The sequence below is a fragment of the Streptomyces sp. NPDC001594 genome (genome assembly GCF_042893675.1).
In the GTDB taxonomy this organism is placed as follows: Bacteria; Actinomycetota; Actinomycetes; order Streptomycetales; family Streptomycetaceae; genus Streptomyces.
Genome location: NZ_JBIAVB010000012.1, coordinates 268,081 through 287,705 on the forward strand (window position 1 = coordinate 268,081; position 19,625 = coordinate 287,705).

A 19,625-nucleotide genomic window follows, 5' to 3' on the forward strand; every position below is an offset into this window, starting at 1 on the left:
GCTCCGGGGCCGGAGCCGGAGCCGGGGCCCTGGCCGAAGCCTGGGGCGGGGGCGAGAGGAGGGGCGGGGAGGGACGCGGGGAAGGAGGCCGCCCCGCACCGGCGGTGAGCCGGCGGCGGCTCGGGGCACGGTTGCTCGCGCTCGGCGGGGTGTTCGTGTTGCACGCGGCGCTGCCCGGCGGGTCCGCCGGGGCGGCCGAGCGGCGGGCGCTCCAGGGGCTGCGGCTGCGGTACGGGTCCGCGCGGCAGGCCGGACTGCTGGAGCGGCACCTGGAGGGAGTGGCCGACGAGGCCCGCCGCTTCCTCGGCCCCTCCCCCGAACACCCCTACTACGCCGGGGCGGTGGTCCTCGCGGGCCGTGGCCGTACGGTCGCCCTCCACCGGGCCATGGGGGACGCCGTCCGGTACGCGGACTACGACGGGCGCACGGACCGCCCCCGGGAGTTCCCGGCCGCCGAGCGGATCGCCATGGCCGAGGACACCGTCTTCGACCTGGCCTCCCTCAGCAAGCTGTTCACCTCCATCGTCGCCGTGCAGCAGATGGAGCGGGGCCGGCTGGAGCTGGAGGCCCCCGTGGACCGGTACCTCCCGGAGTTCACGGGCGGCGGCAAGGAGGCCATCACCGTCCGGCAGCTGCTGACGCACACCTCCGGGCTCCGCTCCTGGGCGCCCTTCTACCAGGAGTCCACCCGCGAGGGGCAGTTGAGACTGCTGTGGTCGGTGCGACCCCAGGACACCCCCGGGACGGTGTACCGCTACTCGGACCTCAACCTCATCACCCTCCAGCTGCTCCTGGAACGGATCACCGGCCGCACTTTGGACACCCTGGTCCACGACGAGATCACCGCTCCGCTCGGGATGCACCGCACTCGCTACAACCCGCCGCGCGCCTGGCGCCGCGCCATCGCCGCCACCGAGGTGCAGCGTCCGCCGTGGTCCGGCCTGGACCGCGGCCTCGTCTGGGGCGAGGTCCACGACGAGAACGCGTACGCCCTCGGCGGGGTCGCGGGCCACGCCGGGGTCTTCGGCACCGCCTGGGACCTCGCCGTCCTCTCCCGGGCCCTCCTCGACGGCGGGGCCTACGCCGGCCGCCGCATCCTGCGCCCCGCCTCCGTCGAACTCCTCTTCACCGACTTCAACACCGCCTTCCCCGGCGACGACCACGGCCTCGGCTTCGAGCTCTACCAGCACTGGTACATGGGCGCCATGGCCACGCCCCACTCGGCCGGCCACACCGGCTTCACCGGCACCTCCCTGGTCCTCGACCCCTCCACCGACTCCTTCCTCGTCCTCCTCGGCAACTCCGTGCACCCCGTCCGCACCTGGCGGGCCGGCAGCGCACCCCGGGTGGCCACCGGCAACCGCTTCGCCCGGGCCGTTCCGGTCCGCACGCGGCACGGCGGCCCGGCGTGGTTCTCCGGCATGGAGACCGGCGGCTCGGGCACCCTCACCCTCCCCCCGCTGACCCCGGCCACCGCCGAGGCCCGGCTGCGCTGCGCGGTCTGGTGGGACACCGTCCCCGGGGCCGGCGCCTTCCACCTGGAGGCCTCGGCGGACGGCACCGCCTGGCAGCCCGTCCCGTTCTCGACGGTCCGCACCACGGGCGGCGCCCCGGAGCAGTGGCCCGAGGGCTCGGCCGGCGGCTGGTCGGGCCGCGTCTGGCACCGCCTGGAGGCCCCCCTCCCCGCCTGGGCCGACCGCCAGGTCAGACTCCGCTTCCGCCACACGGCGACGGGCCGCTATGTGGGCCGAGGCGTCTACGTGGACGTCATCCGCGTCTCCGAACCGCGCTCCCTCCTCTTCTCCGAAGACCGCCCCGCCGACGCCACCCGCCTCGAACCCAAGGGCTGGACCCGCTCCCCGGACTGAGCGGCGACCTCGGCGGGGGTACGGGCAACGGCGAACCCATGCCTGGACGACAGCCTCGCCGACTCCCAACTCCGTTCCAACGCCGCACACTACCCACCCTCCGTACTGACGGACCGGCCTGCCGCGCAGGCCACGGCCGGGCCACGGTCGGCTCTGCCGTCGAGCAGACCCCGAACGGCATGCAGAATGTGCTGGCGTCCGCCCCGTCCGCAGGGACTGGGGGCGGGCGGTCCTCGTCGCAGACGCATGGAAGAAGGCGGCTCACGGCACCGGGGAGCCGCGAGAGGGGGAGCCTTGGGCTGGCAGGTCGAGAACACACCGTCGGCGGTGGGGGAATACCGTGTGGAACGTCGTATAGGCGCTGGTGGCATGGGCGTCGTCTACCTGGCCTTATCGCCGTCGGGCCGGCGCGTCGCCCTGAAGGTGATCCGCCAGGAATTCGCCTACGACGCCGACTACCGTGCCCGGTTCCGCAATGAAATCCAGGCGGCGCGGCAGGTGAGCGGGGCATTCACGGCCCCCGTGGTGGGCGCCGACGCCGAGGCCGATCCTCCATGGATGGCCACCCAGTACTTCGACGCTCCGACACTCGCCGAACAGATCGGCAAGGAAGGCCCCCTGGGCGAGGAGGCCGTCTGGCGGCTGGGGCGGGGCCTGGCCGAAGCCCTGCGCGACATCCACCGGGCCGGACTCGTCCACCGCGACCTCAAACCGAGCAACGTCCTGCTGACGGAAGACGGCCCCCGGGTCATCGACTTCGGCATCGCCCGCGTACTGAACGCCACACCCCTGACCCGGTCCGGCAGCGTCCTCGGCACCATCTCCTTCATGGCGCCCGAACAGCTGAGTACACCCCGCCACGTGGGCCCGGCAGCGGACGTGTTCGCGCTGGGCGGCGTCCTCGCCTACGCGTCGACGGGCCGGGGTCCTTTCGACGGTGGCACCGGCACTCCTCCCATAGCGGTCGCGATGAAGATCGTGCAGGACGAACCGGACCTCGACGGGATGGCGTCACCCGTGCGCGCCGTGGTTGAGCAGTGCCTGCACAAGGAGCCGGCCGAACGGCCGTCTCCCGCCGAACTGCTCATCTTGCTCCAGGGAGACGGAACGGGCACGGCAGGCCCCATGTCACGCCTGCGGAAACCCACGGTGTCCCCCGCCGGGGCGAGTGGTCGGACCCAGCGGCGGCCCGGCAAGCGCGCCTACGTGCTGGCCTCGGTGGTCCTGGCCGGTGCGGCGGTGCCGATGATGTGGGCCATCGGCCCGGGTGGAGACCGCGGCGAAGCGAAGGCACCGCCCCCGGCCACCGCGTCGACGCCGCCGGCCGGCCCCGCCATGGAACCGGTGGCGGCCCTCCGACCGCAAGGATGGGCGCTGTGGGAGAGGGGCCCCACCGACCCTGACGGAAAGCATGGCCAGCGCCCCATGTGCGGCAGCTCGGGCGACGTCCTCCTCTGCAGCGACGACAACACTGCGGAACGCATCGACAAGGCCTCGGGACAGGTCATGTGGCACGAGGCCGGCCACGTCGTTGGACTCGCGCAAGAGACGGTCCTGGTATCCGACAAGGACCAGAGCACGCTGATGGGATTCGACGCGAAGACGGGCAGGCGACTTTGGTCTGTGGCGGCCATCTCACCGGGCTGGGGCTACCTCCACGTCGGTGCGTCGACGGTGCTCTGGAGGAACGGCAACCGGATCGAGCGCAGGGACCTACGGACCGGCAAGGTGCTGGCGACCAGATCCATACCCGGCATGGAGTGGAACCCCTTCGAAGGTGAGGACGGCACCCTCCTCCTGCTGGACCGGCACAGCGACGGAAAGGCCTTGACCACCTCCATCGCGCTCCTTGATCCCGTCACCTTGGACACCGGCAAGGTGATCACCACGCTTGCCGGGTCGTTTGAAACGCTCGCGGCCGATCGGAACTCCCTCACCTTCCTGGCCAACGTGATGGACGCCAAGAACAGAAGCCGTGTGGGCCAGGACCTCGTCCGGATCACTGTCGCGGACGGACGGGTCACGCGCGCCCCCCTCCAGGACACCCCGTCGGCCAATGCCCTCGTACAGGGCGACAGGCTCTATCTCAGCCGTGCGGACGGCAGGTTGACCACGTACGACATGTCCACCTCCCACCCGACGTGGACCGTGGAGACGGGGAGCGACTCCCCCGCCCTGCCGGTCGTCGCCGACGGCCGCCTGTACAGTCTCGCGGGCAACGGTCGCATCACCTGCGTGGACGTCGCCACCGGAAAGGTCCTCTGGCGGAGCGCGGCCCGCCGGGACCTGAACATGCCCGCCGGTGGCGGTGGCCTTCAGGACCACCCGGAATTCGCGGTGATGGACCGGGTGGTCTACGCGGGAGCCGACACGGGGGCCGTCTTCGCCGTCGCCCCGCCCGGCCGCTGAACCTAGGTCCTCCCGGCTCGGCGGCCCGTCACCACCAGGTTGCCGTCCGCCGTGCGGTGGGCGAGGTGGCCCGTGCGGAGGTAGCCGTCGGGGGTGAAGGTGCGGGCGTCGTGGTCGGGGGCCCGGTAGTAGCCGCGGATCGTGTGCGGGCCGCGGGCGAGGAGTTCGCCGGGGGTGCCGTCCGGGACGGGGGCGCCGTCGGCGTCGACCAGGCGGATCTGGTCGTCGGGCGAGAGCGGGCGGCCGTGGGTGGCGAGGGCGGGGTCGTCGGGGTCGGTGGGGCGGGTGAGGGTGAGCAGGCCCTCGGGCGTGCCGAAGACCTGCTGGACGCGGCAGTCCAGGGCCGTGCCGATCCGCTCGGCGGTCGCGCGGTCCGGGGGCGTCCCGGCGATCTGCGCGAGGCGCAGGGCGGAAAGGGCGGGGCCGGCGGCCGAGAGGGCGTCGAGCCAGCGCCGGGCGGTGTCCGGGGTCAGCGCCGTGACGGTCACCCGCTCCCGGGCGAGGGTCGCGAGGCAGACGGCGGGGTCGGTCACATCGGCCAGGACCACGGTGGCGCCGGCCGACAGGGCGCCGATGACGCCGGGGGCGCCGAGGGCGAGGTCGACGTCGGCGGGCAGTGCGGTGAGATAGACGTCGTCCTCCGTGAGGGAGATCGACCGGGCGGCGGCGGTCGCCTGGTAGGCGAAGTCGTCATGGGTGCGCGGGACGAGCACGCCGGCGCCCGACACCAGAAGGAAGGCCACCTGGCCCGCGCCCAGCGGGAGCGCCGGCTCGGGCGGGGCGTCGAGGGAGCCCAGCGGGGCGTACTGGCAGTTCGACGGGTCGGTGGTGAGGCCGCCGTACGGGGACTCGGTGCCCGGCGCCTCATAGGTGAACACCCGCCGCAGGAACGGCCATCGGGCGGCGATGCCGGCGGCCATCACCGTGTGGTCGAAGTCCTGGTGCGTCGAGGGGCCGACGTAGCCGACCGCCTGGGCGGCGCGCACGAGTTCGGGCACCTCGGGCTCGCGGGCGGAGAGCGGGCAGAACACGGGGACCAGCCCGGCCCGCATCAGCGCGAACGCGGTGACCACGAACTCCGGCACGTTCGGCAGCTGGACGACCACCCGCATCCCGGGCCGCAGCCCCCGCCCCCGGAACCCGGCGGCCATCCGGTCCACGCGCCGGTTCAGCTGCGCGTACGTGAGCCGGCTGGCGCCGTGCACGAGGGCGGTGCGCGGCCCGTACTGGAGGGCCCAGCCGCGCAGCAGGTTGTCCAGGGTGTTGCCCCGCCAGTGGCCGGCCGCCCAGTAGTGGTCGACGAACTCCTCCGGCCAGGGCGTACACCCGTCGAGCATCGAAGCCATGCGCCTGTCCCTCCCCGTTGATCATGCCCACCCAAACCCGCGCCGCCGGGCGGGGGCAATGCGTGGTCCCGACCAGGCAGACCGGTCCGCTTGGGCGGAACGTCCAACTGTCAGTTGCACCTGCCGCTGCCGCTGTAGCACGGCACGTACTCCGGCCCCGGGCGGGGCGCGGGGCGGGGATGGGACCGGTCGTACTCGTGCTGGGCGAGGACGAGGAGGGCGGCGGCGGCAGCGGCCGCGAGGAGGTGGGACGCCGCCGTCCAACGGGCCCGCGAGACCATCGCGAGTACGGCCAGGACCAGCATGGCGACGAGGAACTGCGCCATCCAGACGCGTCCCGCGTGGTCCGCGGCCTCGATCCGCTCGCGGTCGCCCTGGGCGGCCCATGCCTCCATGCCGTGTCCGAAGAGGACGAGCACGAACACGGCCGCTTCGAGCAGGAACAGCAGGACGGCGACGGTGACGTCCGCGCCCGTGGAGGTCCGGTGGGACCAGGGCCGGCGCCGGCGTCGGCGCGGGGTGTCGAACGGTGCGTGTGTCATGCCGTCACCCTGCCGGGCAGGCGCCCGGCGGCGCATGAGTAGGGGTACTCAGAGGGGCCGCCGCCCCGGGTGGTGTCGCGTGCGGGTCAGGCGGGTTCCCGGATGAGGCAGAACGGGTGGCCCGCCGGGTCGGCGTAGACGCGCCAGCCTCGGGCGGTCGGGGTGGTGTCGAGGAGGGTGGCGCCCAGGGTGAGGACCTGTTGTTCGGCGGCGTCGAGGTCCGGGACGGCGAGGTCCAGGTGGGACTGCTGGGGGTGGGCCGGGTCGGGCCAGCGCGGGGGGCGGTGGTCGGACACCTGCTGGAAGGCCAGGACCGCGCCCGTGGGGGTGTGGAGGGTGGCCCAGTGGTCGTCGCAGGTCCAGCGCCGGTCGGGGCGGTTGACCTCGCCGCCCAGCAACGCCCCGTAGAAACGGGCCAGTTCGAGGGGGTCGGGGCAGTCCAGGACCACGCACTGCAGTTCAGCGATCATGACCCGGATCCTAGACGGCGCCGCCCAGGACCGCATCGAGCATCCGGCGGACGGTGGCGGTGAGTTCGGCCGGGTCCGGGGCGGGTCGGGCGTGGGCGAGGGCGCCGGCTAGCCGGTCGTAGAGGAGGCCGTCCGTCCAGGCGGCCAGCAGTTCGGCGCTCTCCTGCGGGTCCGGCGCGCCCAGCGCCGCCAGGACCGCGGCCGCCCGGGCCCGGACGGCGAGGCCCGCCTCCCTCAGGTCCGGCTCCAGTTCCGGGTTCCGCGCCGCCTCCAGGCTCAGCTCGAAGCGGGCCAGTTGGCGTGCGCGGCCTGCCGTCAGCCAGTGGTGCAGGAGGCCGCCCAGCGCCCGGGCGGCGGCGTCGCGGTCGGTCGGCAGCTCCAACGGGCCCTCTGAGGCGTCCAGTTCGGCCAGGCGGCGATAGCAGGCGGCGATCAGGGCGGTCCGGGTGCGGAAGTAGTACGAGGTGCTGCCCGCGGGGAGCCCGGCGGCGGCGTCGACGGCGCGGTGCGTGAGGCCGCGCAGGCCGGCGGAGGCGACGAGGTCGATGGCCGTGTCCGCGATCAGCGTCCGGCGGTCCGGGGTGGGGGTGGGTTCCTCGGTGGACATGGGATCACTCTACAGCTGTAGAGTGTGCATCGAGCCCTCTACGGATGTAGAGGATTCTTCCCGGAGCAGGAGGCCGTGCCATGCCCGTACGCCAGCACCAGCGCCACGCCGTCGTCGCCGGAGCCGGGATCGGCGGTCTCACCGCCGCCCTGGCCCTGAGCCGCCAGGGATGGAAGGTCACCGTGTGCGAGCGGGCCGAGGGGCCCACCGCCGTCGGCGCGGGCATCGTCCTCGCCCCCAACGCCCTGCGCGCCTTCGACGCCATCGGCTTCGACCCCCTCCCCGGCACGGGCCGCGCCCCCGCGATGGCGATGGGCCTGCGCCGCCCCGGCGGCGGCTGGCTCGACCGCGCCGACCCCGCCGCCCTGGCCGCCCGCTTCGGCCGCACCCCGCTCGCCCTGCACCGGTCGGCGCTGACCTCCGCGCTGGCCGCCGAGCTCCCCGAGGGCACCCTGCGGTACGGTGCCGCCGTCACCGCCGTCACCGCCGTGGACGAGGCCGACGGGCGCGCGGTGGTCCGTACCGCCGACGGGGAACTCACCGCCGACGCCGTGGTCGCCGCCGACGGCATCCACAGCCCGCTGCGCCGCCGCCACTTCCCCCACCACCCCGGGCTGCACTACTCCGGCGAGACCGCCTGGCGCACCGTGCTGCCCGCCGGGACCGCGCCCACGGGCATACCGGCCGCCGAGACCTGGGGGCGCGGCGAGCGCTTCGGGACGGTCCCGCTCGCCGACGGCGGCCTGTACGCGTACGCCACGGCCGTCGTCCCCGAGGGGTACCGGCCCGCCGATGTCCGCGCCGAACTCCTGCGCCGCTTCGGCGCCTGGCACCATCCGGTCCCCGCCCTGCTGGAGCGGATCGACCCCGCGCAGGTGCTCCAGCACGACCTGTACGACCTCGCCGCCCCGCTCCCCCGGCTGCACCACGGCCGCATCGCCTGGATCGGCGACGCCGCGCACGCCATGACCCCCAACCTCGGCCAGGGCGGCTGCCAGGCCGTCGAGGACGCCGTCGTACTGGCCCACCTCCTCGCCCGCCCCGACGTACCGGCCGCCCTGGCCGCCTACACCCGGGCCCGGCTCGCCCGGACCGACGCGATCCGGGTCCGCGCCCGCCGGGCCGGCCGGGTCGCCGCCCTGCGCCACCCGTTGGCCGTCGCGGCCCGCGACCTGGCCTTCCGCGCCCTCCCCGCCGAGGTCTCGCTGCGCGCCCTGGACGACCTGTTCGACGGCTTCACCCTGCCCGGCCGCACCGGGCAGGGGCCGAACGGGGCAGCGCGGAATGGCCGCCGTGCCCGGGGGCGTTGAGGATCGTTGTCCGTCGAGGCAGTCGACCGTGCGACCGTGCGACCGTGCGACCGAACAGAGGAGAACGAGATGACGAGCGACATCGACTGGGACCACCCCGCCGACCCCAAGCCGGGCAGCTGGCAACTCGACCACCTCCGGCAGTACGTCGCATCGAACGGCGCCGAGGGCCACGAGTGGCGCGGTACCCGGACCCTCCTGCTCACCACCGTCGGACGGGTCTCGGGCAACCCCGTGCGGACCCCGCTCATCTACGGCGAGGCCGACGGCCGCTACCTCCTGGTCGCCTCGAAGGGCGGCGCCCCCGAGCACCCGCTGTGGTACCGCAACCTCACGGCCCACCCCGAGGTCCGCGTCCAGGTCGGCCCCGAGATCATGCAGGGCACGGCGCGCACCGCGACCGCCGAGGAACAGCGCGCGTACTGGCCGGTGATGGTCGCCGAGTGGCCCGCCTACGACGAGTACCAGGCCCAGACGGACCGGGCCATCCCGATCGTGGTGATCGAGCCGGCCCGGGCCGACTGAGTTCGGCGGTCAGCGGTCAGGGGGCAGCGGTCAGCGGTCAGCGGTCAGCGGTCCAGGAGCGCCATCGCCGCGTTGTGGCCCGGGATCCCGCTGACCCCGCCGCCGCGGGCCGCTCCCGCCCCGCACAGCAGGACGTTGGGGCGATCGGTCTCGACGCCCCACCGGCCCCGCTCCCCGTACGGCCAGGACAGGTCGCGGTGGAAGATGTGCCCGCCGGGCAGGCGCAGTTCCTGCTCCAGGTCCAGCGGGGTCTTCGCCTCGATGCACGGCCGGCCGTCGGCGTCGAAGGCCAGGCAGTCGGTGAGCGGTTCGGCGAGGTGGGCGTCGAGCTGGGCCAGGGTGGCGGTCAGCAGGACCTCGCGGGCCTGCCGGTTGTCCTTCTCGAACAGCCGGGCCGGGGTGTGCAGTCCGAAGAGGGTCAGCGTCTGGCAGCCCTGCTCCGTCAGGTCCGGCCCGAGGATCGTGGGGTCGGTCAGCGAGTGGCAGTAGATCTCCGAGGGCGGCGCGGACGGGAGTTCCCCGGCGGCGGCCTCGGCATGGGCGCGCCGGAGCTGCTCGTAGCCCTCGGCGACGTGGAAGGTGCCGGAGAACGCCTCGCGCGGGTCCACCGAGGTGTCGCGCAGCCGGGGCAGCCGGCGCAGCAGCATGTTGACCTTGAACTGGGCGCCCTCCGGGGCCCGCAGGACGGGGTCCGGGGCCTCCCCGAGGAGGTCGGCCAGCGCCTTCGGGGAGGCGTTGACCAGGACGGCGCGCCCGACGACCGTGCCCTCGCCGTGCGCCGTCCGGAAGGTGACCTCCGCCGGGGCGGTGCCGTCGGTGTGGATCCGCAGCACCTCGTGCCCGGTGGCGATCTCCGCGCCGCCCGCACGGGCGGCGTCGGCCAGCGCGTCCGTCAGCGCGCCCATGCCGCCGACGGGCACGTCCCAGTCGCCGGTGCCGCCGCCGATGACGTGGTAGAGGAAACAGCGGTTCTGGGCGAGGGACAGGTCGTGGGCGTCGGCGAACGTGCCGATCAGGGCGTCGGTGAGGACCACGCCCCGGACCAGGTCGTCGGCGAAGCGCTCCTCCACCGCCCGGCCGAGGGGCTCCTCGAACAGCATCCGCCAGGCCTGCTCGTCGTCGATCCGGGCCCTCAGTTCCGCACGGGTGGGCAGCGGTTCGGTGAGGGTGGGGAAGACCCGTTCGGCGAGGCGGCCGGTGGTGGCGTAGAAGGCGCGCCAGGCCTCGTACTCCCGGTCGGAGCCGGTGAGCCGCGCGAAGGACTCCCGCGTACGGGCCTCCCCGCCGCCGACGAGGAGCCCGCCGGGGCGGCCGTCGCGCTCGAAGGGCGTGTACGAGGACACCGTGCGCCGGCGCACCCGGAAGCGCAGCCCCAGATCGCGGACGATCTTCCCCGGGAGCAGGGACACGAGGTACGAGTAGCGCGACAGCCGGGCGTCGACCCCGGCGAACGGCCGGGTGGAGACGGCGGCGCCGCCGGTGTGCCCGAGCCGTTCCAGGACCAGGACGGAACGGCCCGCGCGGGCCAGGTAGGCGGCGGCGACGAGGCCGTTGTGGCCGCCTCCGACGATCACCGCGTCGTACACGTCGTGCGCGAAACCCGTGGAGCCTGCGTCAGCGGTCATGGCTCTTGGTAACACACCTGGCCCAGCCGCTCCAGACAGTGTGCCTCGTCGGCGTGGGCGAGCACGGTGTCCGGGTGCTCGTCGCCCAGGGAGCGCTCACGGATCCCGGACAGCTCCCGGTAGACGGGCAGCGCCTGGTCCCAGCGGCCGAGCCGGCCCAGCCCGACGGCCAGTTCACGGCGGCTGACGAGGGTGTCCGGGTGCTCCGCGCCCAACACCTTGGCACGGGCCGCGCCCACCTCGCGGGCCTCGGCCACCGCCTCCTCCCAGCGGTCGAGGCGGCCCAGGTTGACGCCGAGGACGTGCCGCGCCCGCAGGGTCTCCGGGTCGGACGCGCCGTAGGCGCGGGTGCGGTCGCGGACCAGGGACCGGAACAGGTCGAGGGCCTCGGCGGCGCGGCCCGTGCGGCCGAGGGCGATGCCGGTCTCGTAGCGGGCGGCGAGGGCGTCGGGGTGGTCCCGGCCGAGGACGCGCTCGCGGGCGGCGGCGACGGCCCGGAACACGCTCAGCGCCTCGTTCCAGCGGCCGAGTCGGCCCAGGGCGTAGCCGACCTCGTAGCGGGTCAGGAGGGTGTCGACGTGCTCGGGGCCGAGCACCCGGGTACGGTCGGCCGCCACCGCGGCGGCCGCCTCGTGGGCCTCGGCGTGCCGGCCGAGGGCGCCGAGGGCGCAGGCCAGGTTGTGGCGGCAGCGCAGGGTGTCGGGGTGGAGGGGGCCCATGGTGCGGATCCGGGCGGCGAGCACCGCGCGGTACCTCTCGTAGGCCTCGCCGTGCCGGCCGAGGCGGCCGAGCTCGTACGCCTCCTCCTGCCGGGCGGCCAGCGTGTCGGCGTGGTCGGGGCCCAGCACGCGGGCGCGGCCCTCCGCCACGGCGGCGTACACGGCGAGCGCCTCCTCGGGGCGGCCGGCCCGGCTGAGGGCGAAGGCGCGGATGTGCCCGGCGTCGAGGGAGTCGGGCCGGCCCGGGTCGGTCGGGGCGTGCGTGCCGACGGCCCCGTGGGTGCCGGTGAGCCGGGGGTCTTCGGCGGGGGCGGGCCGCAGGATCCGCTGCTCGCCCGAGGCCCCGGCGCCGGAGGGGTACCCGTCGCCCTCCGGCCCAGGGGCCGCGCCGAAGCCGGTCCCGGACCCGGTGCCGTAGCCGGCCGCCCCGGGGGCCGGGTACGCCATCGGGCCGGACCCCGGCGCCCGCCCCGGCAGGGCGGAGTGCGCGGCGTCGCCGGCCCCGGACGGCCCCGGGACGGCAGGATGGCCGGACAGGGGCATGGAGGCGGTACCGGACGCGGGCGCGCTCACCGACCCCGGAACGGGTCCGACGCCCGCCGGCCCACCCCCGGTCCCGGGCCACCCGCCACCAGCCACGGGGTGCCGACCCGAGGCGGCCCCGCTTCCGCCGGACGCGGGGTGACTACCGGAGGCGGGGCCGCCGCCGGACGCGGAGTGACTACCGGAGGCGGATTGGCTCCCGGACGCGGAGTAGCCACCGGACCCGGCGTGACCCCCAGAGCCGGGGTATCCACCGGACACGGCCTGCCCACCGGAGGCGGCGTGACCGCCAGAGGCGGGGTCACCACCGGACGCGGGGTATTGACCGGACACGGCCTGCCCACCGGAGGCGGCGTGACCGCCAGAGGCGGGGTCACCACCGGAAACGGCGTGCCCACCGGAACCGGGACCACCACCGGCCACGGAGTAGCCACCGGACCCGGCGTGACCGCCGGACACGGGGTAGCCGCCGGACACGGGGTAGCCATCAGAGGCACGGTGGTTGTCGGAAGCGGCGGAGGCATCAGCGCCGGGGAAGCCGGCGGACACGGCGTTGCCGCCGGGAACAGGGGAGCCCCCGGACCCGGAACGGCCGCCGGGCACGGTGTGCCCTCCCGGCCCGGATGGACCACCGGACACGGCATACCCACCCGACCCGGAAGGACCACCGAACACGGCATACCCACCCGACCCGGAAGGACCACCGAACACGGCATACCCACCCGACCCGGAAGGACCACGGGACACGGCATGCGCACCCGACCCGGCGGGGCCGCCGGGCGCGGACGCGCCGGGGCCGTGCGGCGGCGGCTGGTGGGCGTCGGGGCCGGGCGGGGCCGGGTGGCCGTCGGTGGGGCGGCGGGGGGCCGTCCAGGAGCCGGTGAGGACGGCCCACTCCCCGCTGGCCGGGCGGGCGTCGATGCCGGCCTTGCGCCCGGCGGTCATCCCCTCCGCCCACGCCGGCAGCGGGGCTTGGACGCGGCCCGACCCGCCGGGGCCGGAGCGGGCGTCGACCAGCCGCCGGTGCAGGTGGAGGGCGTCTCCGGGCCGGTCCTCGGGGCACTTGGCCAGCAGGTCCAGCACGATCCGCTCGAAGTACTCCGGCAGCTCGGGCCGGTGGTCGCGCGGCGGCACGGGCGCGGTGTCGCGGTGGCCGACCAGCACCGACCAGGAGTCGCCCAGGTCGAACGGCGGGGCCCCGGTGGCGATCTCGTACAGCACGCAGCCCAGGGAGTACAGGTCGCTGCGGTGGTCGACCTCGCCGCCCGCGATCTGCTCGGGCGACATGTAGTGCGGGGTGCCCATCGCCATGCCGCCGCCGGTGAGCTTCGCGGTGAAGCCGATGTCGGCGGCCAGGCGGGCGATGCCGAAGTCGCAGATCTTCACCGTGCCGTCCGTCAGCCGCATGATGTTGGCCGGTTTCAGGTCCCGGTGGACGACCCCCTGGTCGTGGGTGTAGCCGAGGGCGGCGGCCATCTGCTCGGCGATGTCGAGGACCACGTCGACGGGGAGCGGGCGCGCCTCGTTCTCCTCCATCAGCTGGCTCAGGTTGCGGCCGTCGAGGAGTTCCATGACCAGGTAGAGGGGTCCGCCGGCGGCACTGTCGTCGCCGAAGTCGTGCACGACGGTGACGCCCCGGTGCTGGAGGGAGGCGGCGACGCGCGCCTCACGCCGGAAGCGTTCGCGCAGCACCTGCGTGAAGTGGGCGTCGTGTTCGGCGCCGACGGGCTTGAGGCACTTCACGGCGACCTGCCGGCCCAGCGACTCGTCACGGGCGCGCCACACCTCGCCCATGCCGCCGCGCCCGATCAGATCGAGTGACCGGTACCGGCCCTGGATCAGTCTGGACTCCGCCATGTCTTGAAGCCGCCCCCGTCATCGTGCCCGTCGTCGTATCGCGCCCTCCCCGGCCGGTCCAGTATGGCCGCCGACTTACGCAGTGTGTACGCGGAGGGGCGGCTCCCGGGGCCCAGTCGGCGCATCGCTCTCAAGATGTGACCTGGAGGCAGCTGCCAGCGTAGACCTGCGGGAATGGTGCGCAGCACGCGGCCCGTGAGACGCAGGCGCCGGGTGACCGTGAGTGAGGGTGGTGCGGGGCGTCCGTACAACTGGTGCGCCCAGCCGGGGAGGGAACCGTACGCGAGCCCTGCGAGCGGTCGCCACAGCAGGTTTCGGCCAGGTACCAGCAGCGGCGAGACGGGCGGGGAGCGCAGGAAGTCGTCCACGGCCCGGGCATCGGTGCCGGCGGCGAGCCGGGGTCGGACCCCCTCGAAGTACGCGGCCAGCTGCGCGGTGGAGGCGGGCGCGGCGGCCGGATCGAGGCCGACGAGGCGGGCGTTGACGCGGTTCTCGTCCACGTATCGGTCGGCCTGGGCGGGAGTGAGGGGAACGCCGGAGCGGCGGAGTATGTGCAGGAAGCTGTCGATCTGGGCGCAGTGCACCCACGGGAGGAGTTCGGGGTCGTCGACGGGGAACCGCTCGCCGGTGTCGGGGTCGGTGGCGGACAGCCGGCGGTGGATGGCGCGCACCTGGGCTCCGGCCCGCTCGGCGGCCCTGGTGGTGCCGTAGGTGAGGGTGCCGACGAAGTCGGCGGTGCGCAGCAGGCGGCCCCAGGCGTCCTCGGCGAAGGCGGAGTTCTCCATCACCCCGCGGACGGCGCGCGGGTGGAGGGCCTGGAGGTAGAGCGCGCGGACCCCGGCGATCCACATGACCGGGTCGCCGTGGCACTGCCAGGTGACGGACCCGGGCCCGTACAGTCCCGGGTCGGCGTCCTCGTACGGGGTTCCGCTCATCGCCCGCCTCCCGCGGGGAGCCTACCCAGCCGGGCACGGGTCCGACCGTCCCCCGGCCCGGCGCGGCGCGAAACGACCGGACGGCGGCCGGACGGCGGCCGGCGGGTGTCAGAGGTCCGTCAGGACCCTGCCGGACGGCGTCAAGGACCCGTCAGGGGCCGTCGCCGGGCGTCCCGGCCCGGGGATAGCTTCGGTGGCGCGCCCCGGACCGCCTCCCCGCAGCCCGGGGCACCCTGCCCCTCCGTCATACGTGGTTCCCCTGGAGGACCCCATGTGCCTGTTCACGTACGAAGACGACCCCGAGCCCGAGGAACGCGTCCCGGCCGGACCCCTGTACGTCCCGGTCCGGCCGGGTACCGGGGAGGTGGCGGTGCGCCTGTTCCGCACCCCGCTGGGCGCGCGTACCGCCGTCGGCTTCACCCGGGCGGAGCGGCTCGCCGCCGTGCTCGGCGCGGGGCACCCGTGGATCCGGCTCTCGGAGCCGGCGCTGCGCGCGCTGGCCGGGCCGCTGGGGGTGGCCTCGCTGACCGTCGACCCGACCCTGACGGCCCCGGCGGCCGCGCCGACGGAGGGCGCCCCGACGGGGGCGGCGGGCACGGTACCGGCCGGCACGATCACGGGCGGGGCGGGGGCGGCCGCCGCCGCGCCCGGGCTCTCCGCCCGGGCCGTCTGAGGGGGCCGGGACCGTCATGACCGTCGACGTGCTCTCCGAGGTCGCGGCGGACGCCGACGACCTCTGCGTGTGGCCCGCCTCCACGGCCCGGCTCCCACACGGCGGCCTGGCCGTCGGCGGGGTGTCGCTGGCGGAGGTCGCCCAGCGGTTCGACACCCCCGTCTACGTGCTGGACGAGGGCGAGGTGCGCGGCCGCTGCCGCACCTACCGGGACGCCTTCCCCGACGCCGAGGTGCTCTACGCCGCCAAGGCGTTCCTCTCCCGCGCGATGGCGCGGTGGGTGTGCGAGGAGGGGCTGGGCCTGGACGTGTGCTCCGCCGGGGAGCTGGAACTGGCCGTCACCTCGGGGTTCCCGCCCGAACGCATCCTGCTGCACGGCAACGCCAAGTCACCCCGGGACATCGCCTCCGCGCTGCGGCTCGGGGTGGGCCGGATCGTGATCGACAGCACCTCCGAGATCGCCCGGATCGCGGCGGCCGTGGCTCCCGGGGGGCGCCAGCGGGTACTGGTGCGGGTGGTGCCCGGCGTGGCGGCGGGCGGCCACGAGAAGGTCCGTACCGGTACGGAGGGCCAGAAGTTCGGGCTGTCCGCCACCGACGGGAGCGCCCAGGCGGCCGTCGCCCGGATCCTGGACCAGCCCCGGCTCGAACTGGCCGGGCTGCACTGCCACATCGGCTCCCAGATCACCACGGTCGACGCCTACCTGGTGGCACTGGGCCGCATGGTGGAGCTGATGGCCGCCGTGCACGAGGCGCACGGGGCCGTGCTGCCGGAGCTGGACCTGGGCGGCGGCCACGGCGTCGCCTACCGGCCCGGCGAACCGGCGCTGGACCTCACCGCCCTGGCACGGGAGCTGCGCACCGCCCTGGTGGACCGCTGCACGGCCGCCGGCCTGCCTGTGCCCCGGCTGACCGTGGAGCCCGGGCGGGCGATCGCCGGTCCGGCGGGGGTCGCCCTGTACCGGGTGCTCGCCGTCAAACGCTCCGGCGGGACGCTGTTCGTGGCCGTGGACGGCGGGATGAGCGACAACCCGCGGCCCGCCCTGTACGGGGTGCGGTACGCGCCCCGGCTGGTGGGCCGGCACTCGACGGCGGGCTCCGCCACGGCCACCGTCGTCGGCCGGCACTGCGAGGCCGGCGACGTCCTGGCCTCCGACGCCGAACTGCCGCGGGACGTCCACCCGGGCGACCTGCTGGCCGTTCCCGTGGCCGGTGCCTACCAGCTGTCCATGGCCTCCGGCTACAACATGGTCGGCCGGCCGCCGGTGGTCGCCGTCCACGAGGGTGCGGCGCGGGTGCTGGTCAGGCGGGAGACCCTGGAGGACTTCCGCGGCCGGGACGTCGGCGCCTGAGCCGGCCGAGGTGGAGACCTCGGACGCACGTGAGCCGCCCGGTCCCGGTATCCCCACACCGGAGCCGGACGGCTCTTGTGACGTGCGACGGGCGCCGGCGGCTCGGTCGCGTCGTTCCGGGCCCCCCACGGGCCGGAGTCCGCGCCCTCGCACGGGGTGTGATGCCCCGCCGTCGGCCGTACGCCGCGGAACTGCCATTCCGCTCCGTCGCCCCTCCAGTCTGGTGCCGTCCCGGACCTCCCCCTGACACCCTTGACACGTTCCTTCCGTTTGTTCACCGATCCTTGACGCGCCCTTGATCTCCCCGTCCGGATCGCGGCTGAGGGCGGAAAGAGTCCGTCCGCTTCTCGCGGATCCCGATTGTGCGGTGCGCGGCACGGGACCGCTTCTCCGCATCCTCGCAAAAGGGCTCTTCCCGCCCTTCCATGGAACCACCACCGGTCTGCCCCTGCCAGGGATGCCCGCCGCCGCCGGTCCCGGCCCACGGCTGCCGTCCGCACGCCCCGCCCGACCCTGGGGTTGACGACCTGTCAGCGAACCGGCCGACGGTGTCAGTCGGGTGTGCGAGGCTGGGGAGATGACGTTCGAATTCGAAGCGGAATGGGCTCGGGCGAAGGGGGAGGCGGCCCTGCGCCTCGCCTCGGCCGGACCGAGGCCCGCTCCCACTCCCCAGCCGAGCCCCTCCGCGTCCCCGCACGCCGGGGACACCGACCTCGGCCTCGTCGACGACCCCGTCCACCGCAAGGCGTCCGGCATGCGCACGGCGAACACCCATGCCCGGGGCAAGTCCACCCTCGACGACGCCGAGGCCGTGGGCCGCATCCACGCCGGCTGGGCCGCCGGACCCGCCAGCGACGACTGCGTGGGCGCCTGGCAGCGCAGGCTCCGGGAGCTCGCGGACCTGGTCGACGGCGCGGCCGACGCCCTGACCGGGGGCGCGAACGCGCTCACCGCCGAGGACCAGGCGATCGGCGCCTCGCTGCGCGCGGCCGGCGGCGTGCTGGAGGACGTCTGATGGTCTCCGTACCCGAACTGAAGCAGGCCGACCCCGGCAAGTGGCGCGCCGCGGCCGACGACGCGGTGGCCGTGGCCAAACAGTGCGACGGCCTGGCCACGTACGCCCGTGAGGACGTCGCCCGCACGGTGAACCGCTGCTGGGTCGGCGAATCGGGCCGCGCCGCCACGGAACGCTTCGTGAAGCACGCCGACGACTACGAGACCTCCGCGCTGGCCCTGCGCGCGATGGCCAGGGTCTACGACGACCTGGCGGAGGTGATCACGGCGGCGCAGCGCGACCTCAACAGCGCCCTGGACTACGCCCGCTCCCACGAGCTCAAGGTCGACGACAGCGGCCGAGTCCAGCTGTCCCACCCGGTCATGGTGCCCCCGGGCAGCACCGAGCACCTCGAACCGGCGAACCACGCGCAGGGGATCATCGTCGACGCCCTCCGCCGGGCGACCCAGGCCGACACGGAGGCGGCACGCGCCCTGCGCACCGTCGAGGGCCTCACCGCGATCTCCGACCCGAAGCTCGCCAAGGAGGCCCTGACCCCCGGTTCTCCGCTCGCGGTCGCCCTGGCCCTGTCGGGCGGCATCGACGGCCTCCACCCGATCAACGTCTCCCCGGCGCAGTTCGCGGCGGTCGACCGGGCCGCGGCCGAGACGGGCATCAGCCGGAAGCTGCTGCTGGCGATCCTGTGGCAGGAACAGCAGTGGTACCAGAACTACAGCCCGAGCCTGAAGGGCCCGCTGCCCCTGTTCGGCCGGGTCTTCGACTGGACGCTGGAGGAGTCGATCAAGCCGGACAAGTCCCTGGGGATCACCCACATGAAGCCGGACACCGCTCGGGATGTGATGCGTTCGAACCATCGGGCGTTCACCCTGCCCGACGGCACGTTCCTCGGCGATCTCGGCGACGCGGAGCTGACCAAGTACATCGAGAAGAATCCTGACGAGGACATCCGACTGAGCGCATACCTCCTGCAGGACATTCAGCGGAACCCCTACGGGGCAAGGACCGACAAGCAACTCTTCACCCTCTACGCAGCCGACACTCCTGCTGTCCGAGAGCTGAACGAGCAGTACGGTGACGAATCGGACAACCGTGGGGGCGACATCAGGACCCGGGGCCGGAACTGGGACAAGGTGGAGCCCCACTTGGACGACGCGATGGCCTGGTACGCGCTCACGGACGAGGAGCGCGCCAACGCCATACGACAGTTGGAGTCCCAGACCCCGGCCGGCCACCACCTCTCCGTCGACCCGATCTACGGTGGGCCGCACACGGGTGCCGGAACCGGTCCTGCGGAACCCGGCACCCCTTCCCCCGGCCCGGGGCCGGCCCCCCAGCCGCCGAGGAGCAACTGACCCATGCGCACACCGAAGTCCGTCCTGCTGCTGACCCTGCTGCTGACCCTGAGCGGCTGTGGTCTCGTCGGCGGCGACCGGGGGCCGCGTCCCCGGGTACCGATGCCGAGCGAGGTGCCGACCGGCCCCGTGTACACGTCGGTCGATGACGTGGTCACGGCCCTCGGGAAGGGCGGCTTCGACTGCAAGGTGATCCTGCGCAACGAGAACAAGTTCGGCTCGGACGCCACGTGCGAGGTGCAGCACCGCCAGACGACCGTCACGAACGAGATCTCCGTACTGAGCACGGACCGCTACGGCCGGGACGACGTCGGAGATTCGATCGATGCGGGGCGCCGGGCGTTCGGGCACACCATCGTCGCCGCCGGCAACTGGTTCATCTGGGTCCGGCCCGGCGTCTACGCCCATGACATGGCCGCCGCCCTGCCCGGCGCCGTCGTCCTGGAACCGCTTCCGGCGAAGGGGAAGTAGGCGGGGC

16 protein-coding genes are annotated in these 19,625 nt (G+C 74.5%); 9 read left to right on the forward strand and 7 right to left on the reverse strand.

The window, feature by feature from the left end:
- The first annotated feature begins 149 nt into the window (after window positions 1-149).
- Together ACFY0O_RS24480 and ACFY0O_RS24485 are read left to right on the forward strand one after the other, a co-directional pair.
- Window positions 150-1,868 carry a serine hydrolase gene (locus ACFY0O_RS24480; protein WP_388949954.1) on the forward strand — a complete coding sequence of 573 codons (1,719 nt, stop codon included), beginning with the start codon at window positions 150-152 and terminating at the stop codon, window positions 1,866-1,868.
- A 342-nt stretch (window positions 1,869-2,210) separates the two neighbouring features.
- Window positions 2,211-4,277 carry a protein kinase gene (locus ACFY0O_RS24485; protein WP_388949956.1) on the forward strand — a complete coding sequence of 689 codons (2,067 nt, stop codon included), beginning with the start codon at window positions 2,211-2,213 and terminating at the stop codon, window positions 4,275-4,277.
- Window positions 4,278-4,279: 2 nt separating this feature from the next.
- Here the strand turns inward: ACFY0O_RS24485 and ACFY0O_RS24490 are convergent, their stop codons facing one another.
- The 4 genes from ACFY0O_RS24490 to ACFY0O_RS24505 all read right to left on the reverse strand — a co-directional run bounded on the left by ACFY0O_RS24490 (window position 4,280) and on the right by ACFY0O_RS24505 (window position 7,242).
- Window positions 4,280-5,623: an AMP-binding protein gene (locus ACFY0O_RS24490; protein WP_388949958.1), complete on the reverse strand. Its 1,344-nt coding sequence runs from the start codon at window positions 5,621-5,623 to the stop codon at window positions 4,280-4,282.
- Window positions 5,624-5,733: 110 nt separating this feature from the next.
- The gene (locus ACFY0O_RS24495) at window positions 5,734-6,165 is read right to left on the reverse strand and encodes a DUF6234 family protein (protein WP_388949961.1); all 432 of its coding nucleotides are present in this window, start codon (window positions 6,163-6,165) and stop codon (window positions 5,734-5,736) included.
- An 86-nt stretch (window positions 6,166-6,251) separates the two neighbouring features.
- A complete protein-coding gene (locus tag ACFY0O_RS24500) occupies window positions 6,252-6,635 on the reverse strand; it encodes a VOC family protein (protein WP_388949964.1) in 384 nt (127 codons plus the stop codon).
- Between the two features lie 10 nt (window positions 6,636-6,645).
- Window positions 6,646-7,242, reverse strand: coding sequence for a TetR/AcrR family transcriptional regulator (locus tag ACFY0O_RS24505; protein WP_388949966.1), 597 nt, complete (start codon window positions 7,240-7,242; stop codon window positions 6,646-6,648).
- 80 nt (window positions 7,243-7,322) lie between these two features.
- Between ACFY0O_RS24505 and ACFY0O_RS24510 the strand changes: the two genes are divergently transcribed.
- Window positions 7,323-8,552, forward strand: coding sequence for an FAD-dependent monooxygenase (locus ACFY0O_RS24510; protein WP_388949969.1), 1,230 nt, complete (start codon window positions 7,323-7,325; stop codon window positions 8,550-8,552).
- 69 nt (window positions 8,553-8,621) lie between these two features.
- On the forward strand, window positions 8,622-9,077 hold the full coding sequence (locus ACFY0O_RS24515; protein WP_388949971.1) for a nitroreductase family deazaflavin-dependent oxidoreductase: 456 nt from the start codon (window positions 8,622-8,624) through the stop codon (window positions 9,075-9,077).
- A 44-nt stretch (window positions 9,078-9,121) separates the two neighbouring features.
- On the opposite strand, the gene ACFY0O_RS24520 is transcribed toward ACFY0O_RS24515, so the two are convergent.
- Genes ACFY0O_RS24520 through ACFY0O_RS24530 form a run of 3 tightly spaced genes read right to left on the reverse strand, consistent with a single transcriptional unit; the run spans window position 9,122 to window position 14,756 of the window.
- Window positions 9,122-10,702 (reverse strand): phytoene desaturase family protein, encoded by a 1,581-nt coding sequence (locus ACFY0O_RS24520; RefSeq protein WP_388949973.1) that lies wholly within the window; start codon window positions 10,700-10,702, stop codon window positions 9,122-9,124.
- Complete coding sequence (locus ACFY0O_RS24525) at window positions 10,699-13,821, reverse strand: tetratricopeptide repeat protein (protein WP_388949974.1); 3,123 nt, start codon at window positions 13,819-13,821, stop codon at window positions 10,699-10,701. The genes ACFY0O_RS24520 and ACFY0O_RS24525 overlap by 4 nt, the downstream gene beginning before the upstream one ends.
- The gene (locus ACFY0O_RS24530) at window positions 13,803-14,756 is read right to left on the reverse strand and encodes an oxygenase MpaB family protein (protein WP_388949981.1); all 954 of its coding nucleotides are present in this window, start codon (window positions 14,754-14,756) and stop codon (window positions 13,803-13,805) included. The genes ACFY0O_RS24525 and ACFY0O_RS24530 overlap by 19 nt, the downstream gene beginning before the upstream one ends.
- 271 nt (window positions 14,757-15,027) lie before the next feature.
- On the opposite strand from ACFY0O_RS24530, the gene ACFY0O_RS24535 reads away from it, so the two are divergent.
- From ACFY0O_RS24535 to ACFY0O_RS24555, 5 genes are all read left to right on the forward strand, one after another.
- Window positions 15,028-15,429 (forward strand): SAV_915 family protein, encoded by a 402-nt coding sequence (locus ACFY0O_RS24535; protein ID WP_388949984.1) that lies wholly within the window; start codon window positions 15,028-15,030, stop codon window positions 15,427-15,429.
- A gap of 16 nt (window positions 15,430-15,445) precedes the next feature.
- Window positions 15,446-16,780 carry a diaminopimelate decarboxylase gene (gene lysA, locus ACFY0O_RS24540; RefSeq protein WP_388949987.1) on the forward strand — a complete coding sequence of 445 codons (1,335 nt, stop codon included), beginning with the start codon at window positions 15,446-15,448 and terminating at the stop codon, window positions 16,778-16,780.
- Window positions 16,781-17,357: 577 nt separating this feature from the next.
- Window positions 17,358-17,795 carry a hypothetical protein gene (locus ACFY0O_RS24545; protein WP_388949990.1) on the forward strand — a complete coding sequence of 146 codons (438 nt, stop codon included), beginning with the start codon at window positions 17,358-17,360 and terminating at the stop codon, window positions 17,793-17,795.
- Window positions 17,795-19,147 (forward strand): hypothetical protein, encoded by a 1,353-nt coding sequence (locus ACFY0O_RS24550; RefSeq protein ID WP_388949992.1) that lies wholly within the window; start codon window positions 17,795-17,797, stop codon window positions 19,145-19,147. The genes ACFY0O_RS24545 and ACFY0O_RS24550 overlap by 1 nt, the downstream gene beginning before the upstream one ends.
- 3 nt (window positions 19,148-19,150) lie before the next feature.
- Entirely contained in the window at window positions 19,151-19,618 is a 468-nt protein-coding gene (locus tag ACFY0O_RS24555; protein WP_388949995.1) for a hypothetical protein, read from the forward strand.
- Window positions 19,619-19,625 lie beyond the last annotated feature (7 nt).

Coding starts and splice junctions, on each gene's coding strand:
- ACFY0O_RS24530 (WP_388949981.1), bottom strand. CDS start 14,756: ATGAGCGGAACCCCGTACGAGGACGCCGACCCGGGACTGTACGGGCCC.
- ACFY0O_RS24550 (WP_388949992.1), top strand. CDS start 17,795: ATGGTCTCCGTACCCGAACTGAAGCAGGCCGACCCCGGCAAGTGGCGC.
- ACFY0O_RS24520 (WP_388949973.1), bottom strand. CDS start 10,702: ATGACCGCTGACGCAGGCTCCACGGGTTTCGCGCACGACGTGTACGAC.
- ACFY0O_RS24505 (WP_388949966.1), bottom strand. CDS start 7,242: ATGTCCACCGAGGAACCCACCCCCACCCCGGACCGCCGGACGCTGATC.
- ACFY0O_RS24500 (WP_388949964.1), bottom strand. CDS start 6,635: ATGATCGCTGAACTGCAGTGCGTGGTCCTGGACTGCCCCGACCCCCTC.
- ACFY0O_RS24545 (WP_388949990.1), top strand. CDS start 17,358: ATGACGTTCGAATTCGAAGCGGAATGGGCTCGGGCGAAGGGGGAGGCG.
- ACFY0O_RS24515 (WP_388949971.1), top strand. CDS start 8,622: ATGACGAGCGACATCGACTGGGACCACCCCGCCGACCCCAAGCCGGGC.
- ACFY0O_RS24555 (WP_388949995.1), top strand. CDS start 19,151: ATGCGCACACCGAAGTCCGTCCTGCTGCTGACCCTGCTGCTGACCCTG.
- ACFY0O_RS24525 (WP_388949974.1), bottom strand. CDS start 13,821: ATGGCGGAGTCCAGACTGATCCAGGGCCGGTACCGGTCACTCGATCTG.
- ACFY0O_RS24495 (WP_388949961.1), bottom strand. CDS start 6,165: ATGACACACGCACCGTTCGACACCCCGCGCCGACGCCGGCGCCGGCCC.
- ACFY0O_RS24490 (WP_388949958.1), bottom strand. CDS start 5,623: ATGGCTTCGATGCTCGACGGGTGTACGCCCTGGCCGGAGGAGTTCGTC.
- ACFY0O_RS24510 (WP_388949969.1), top strand. CDS start 7,323: ATGCCCGTACGCCAGCACCAGCGCCACGCCGTCGTCGCCGGAGCCGGG.
- lysA (WP_388949987.1), top strand. CDS start 15,446: ATGACCGTCGACGTGCTCTCCGAGGTCGCGGCGGACGCCGACGACCTC.
- ACFY0O_RS24535 (WP_388949984.1), top strand. CDS start 15,028: ATGTGCCTGTTCACGTACGAAGACGACCCCGAGCCCGAGGAACGCGTC.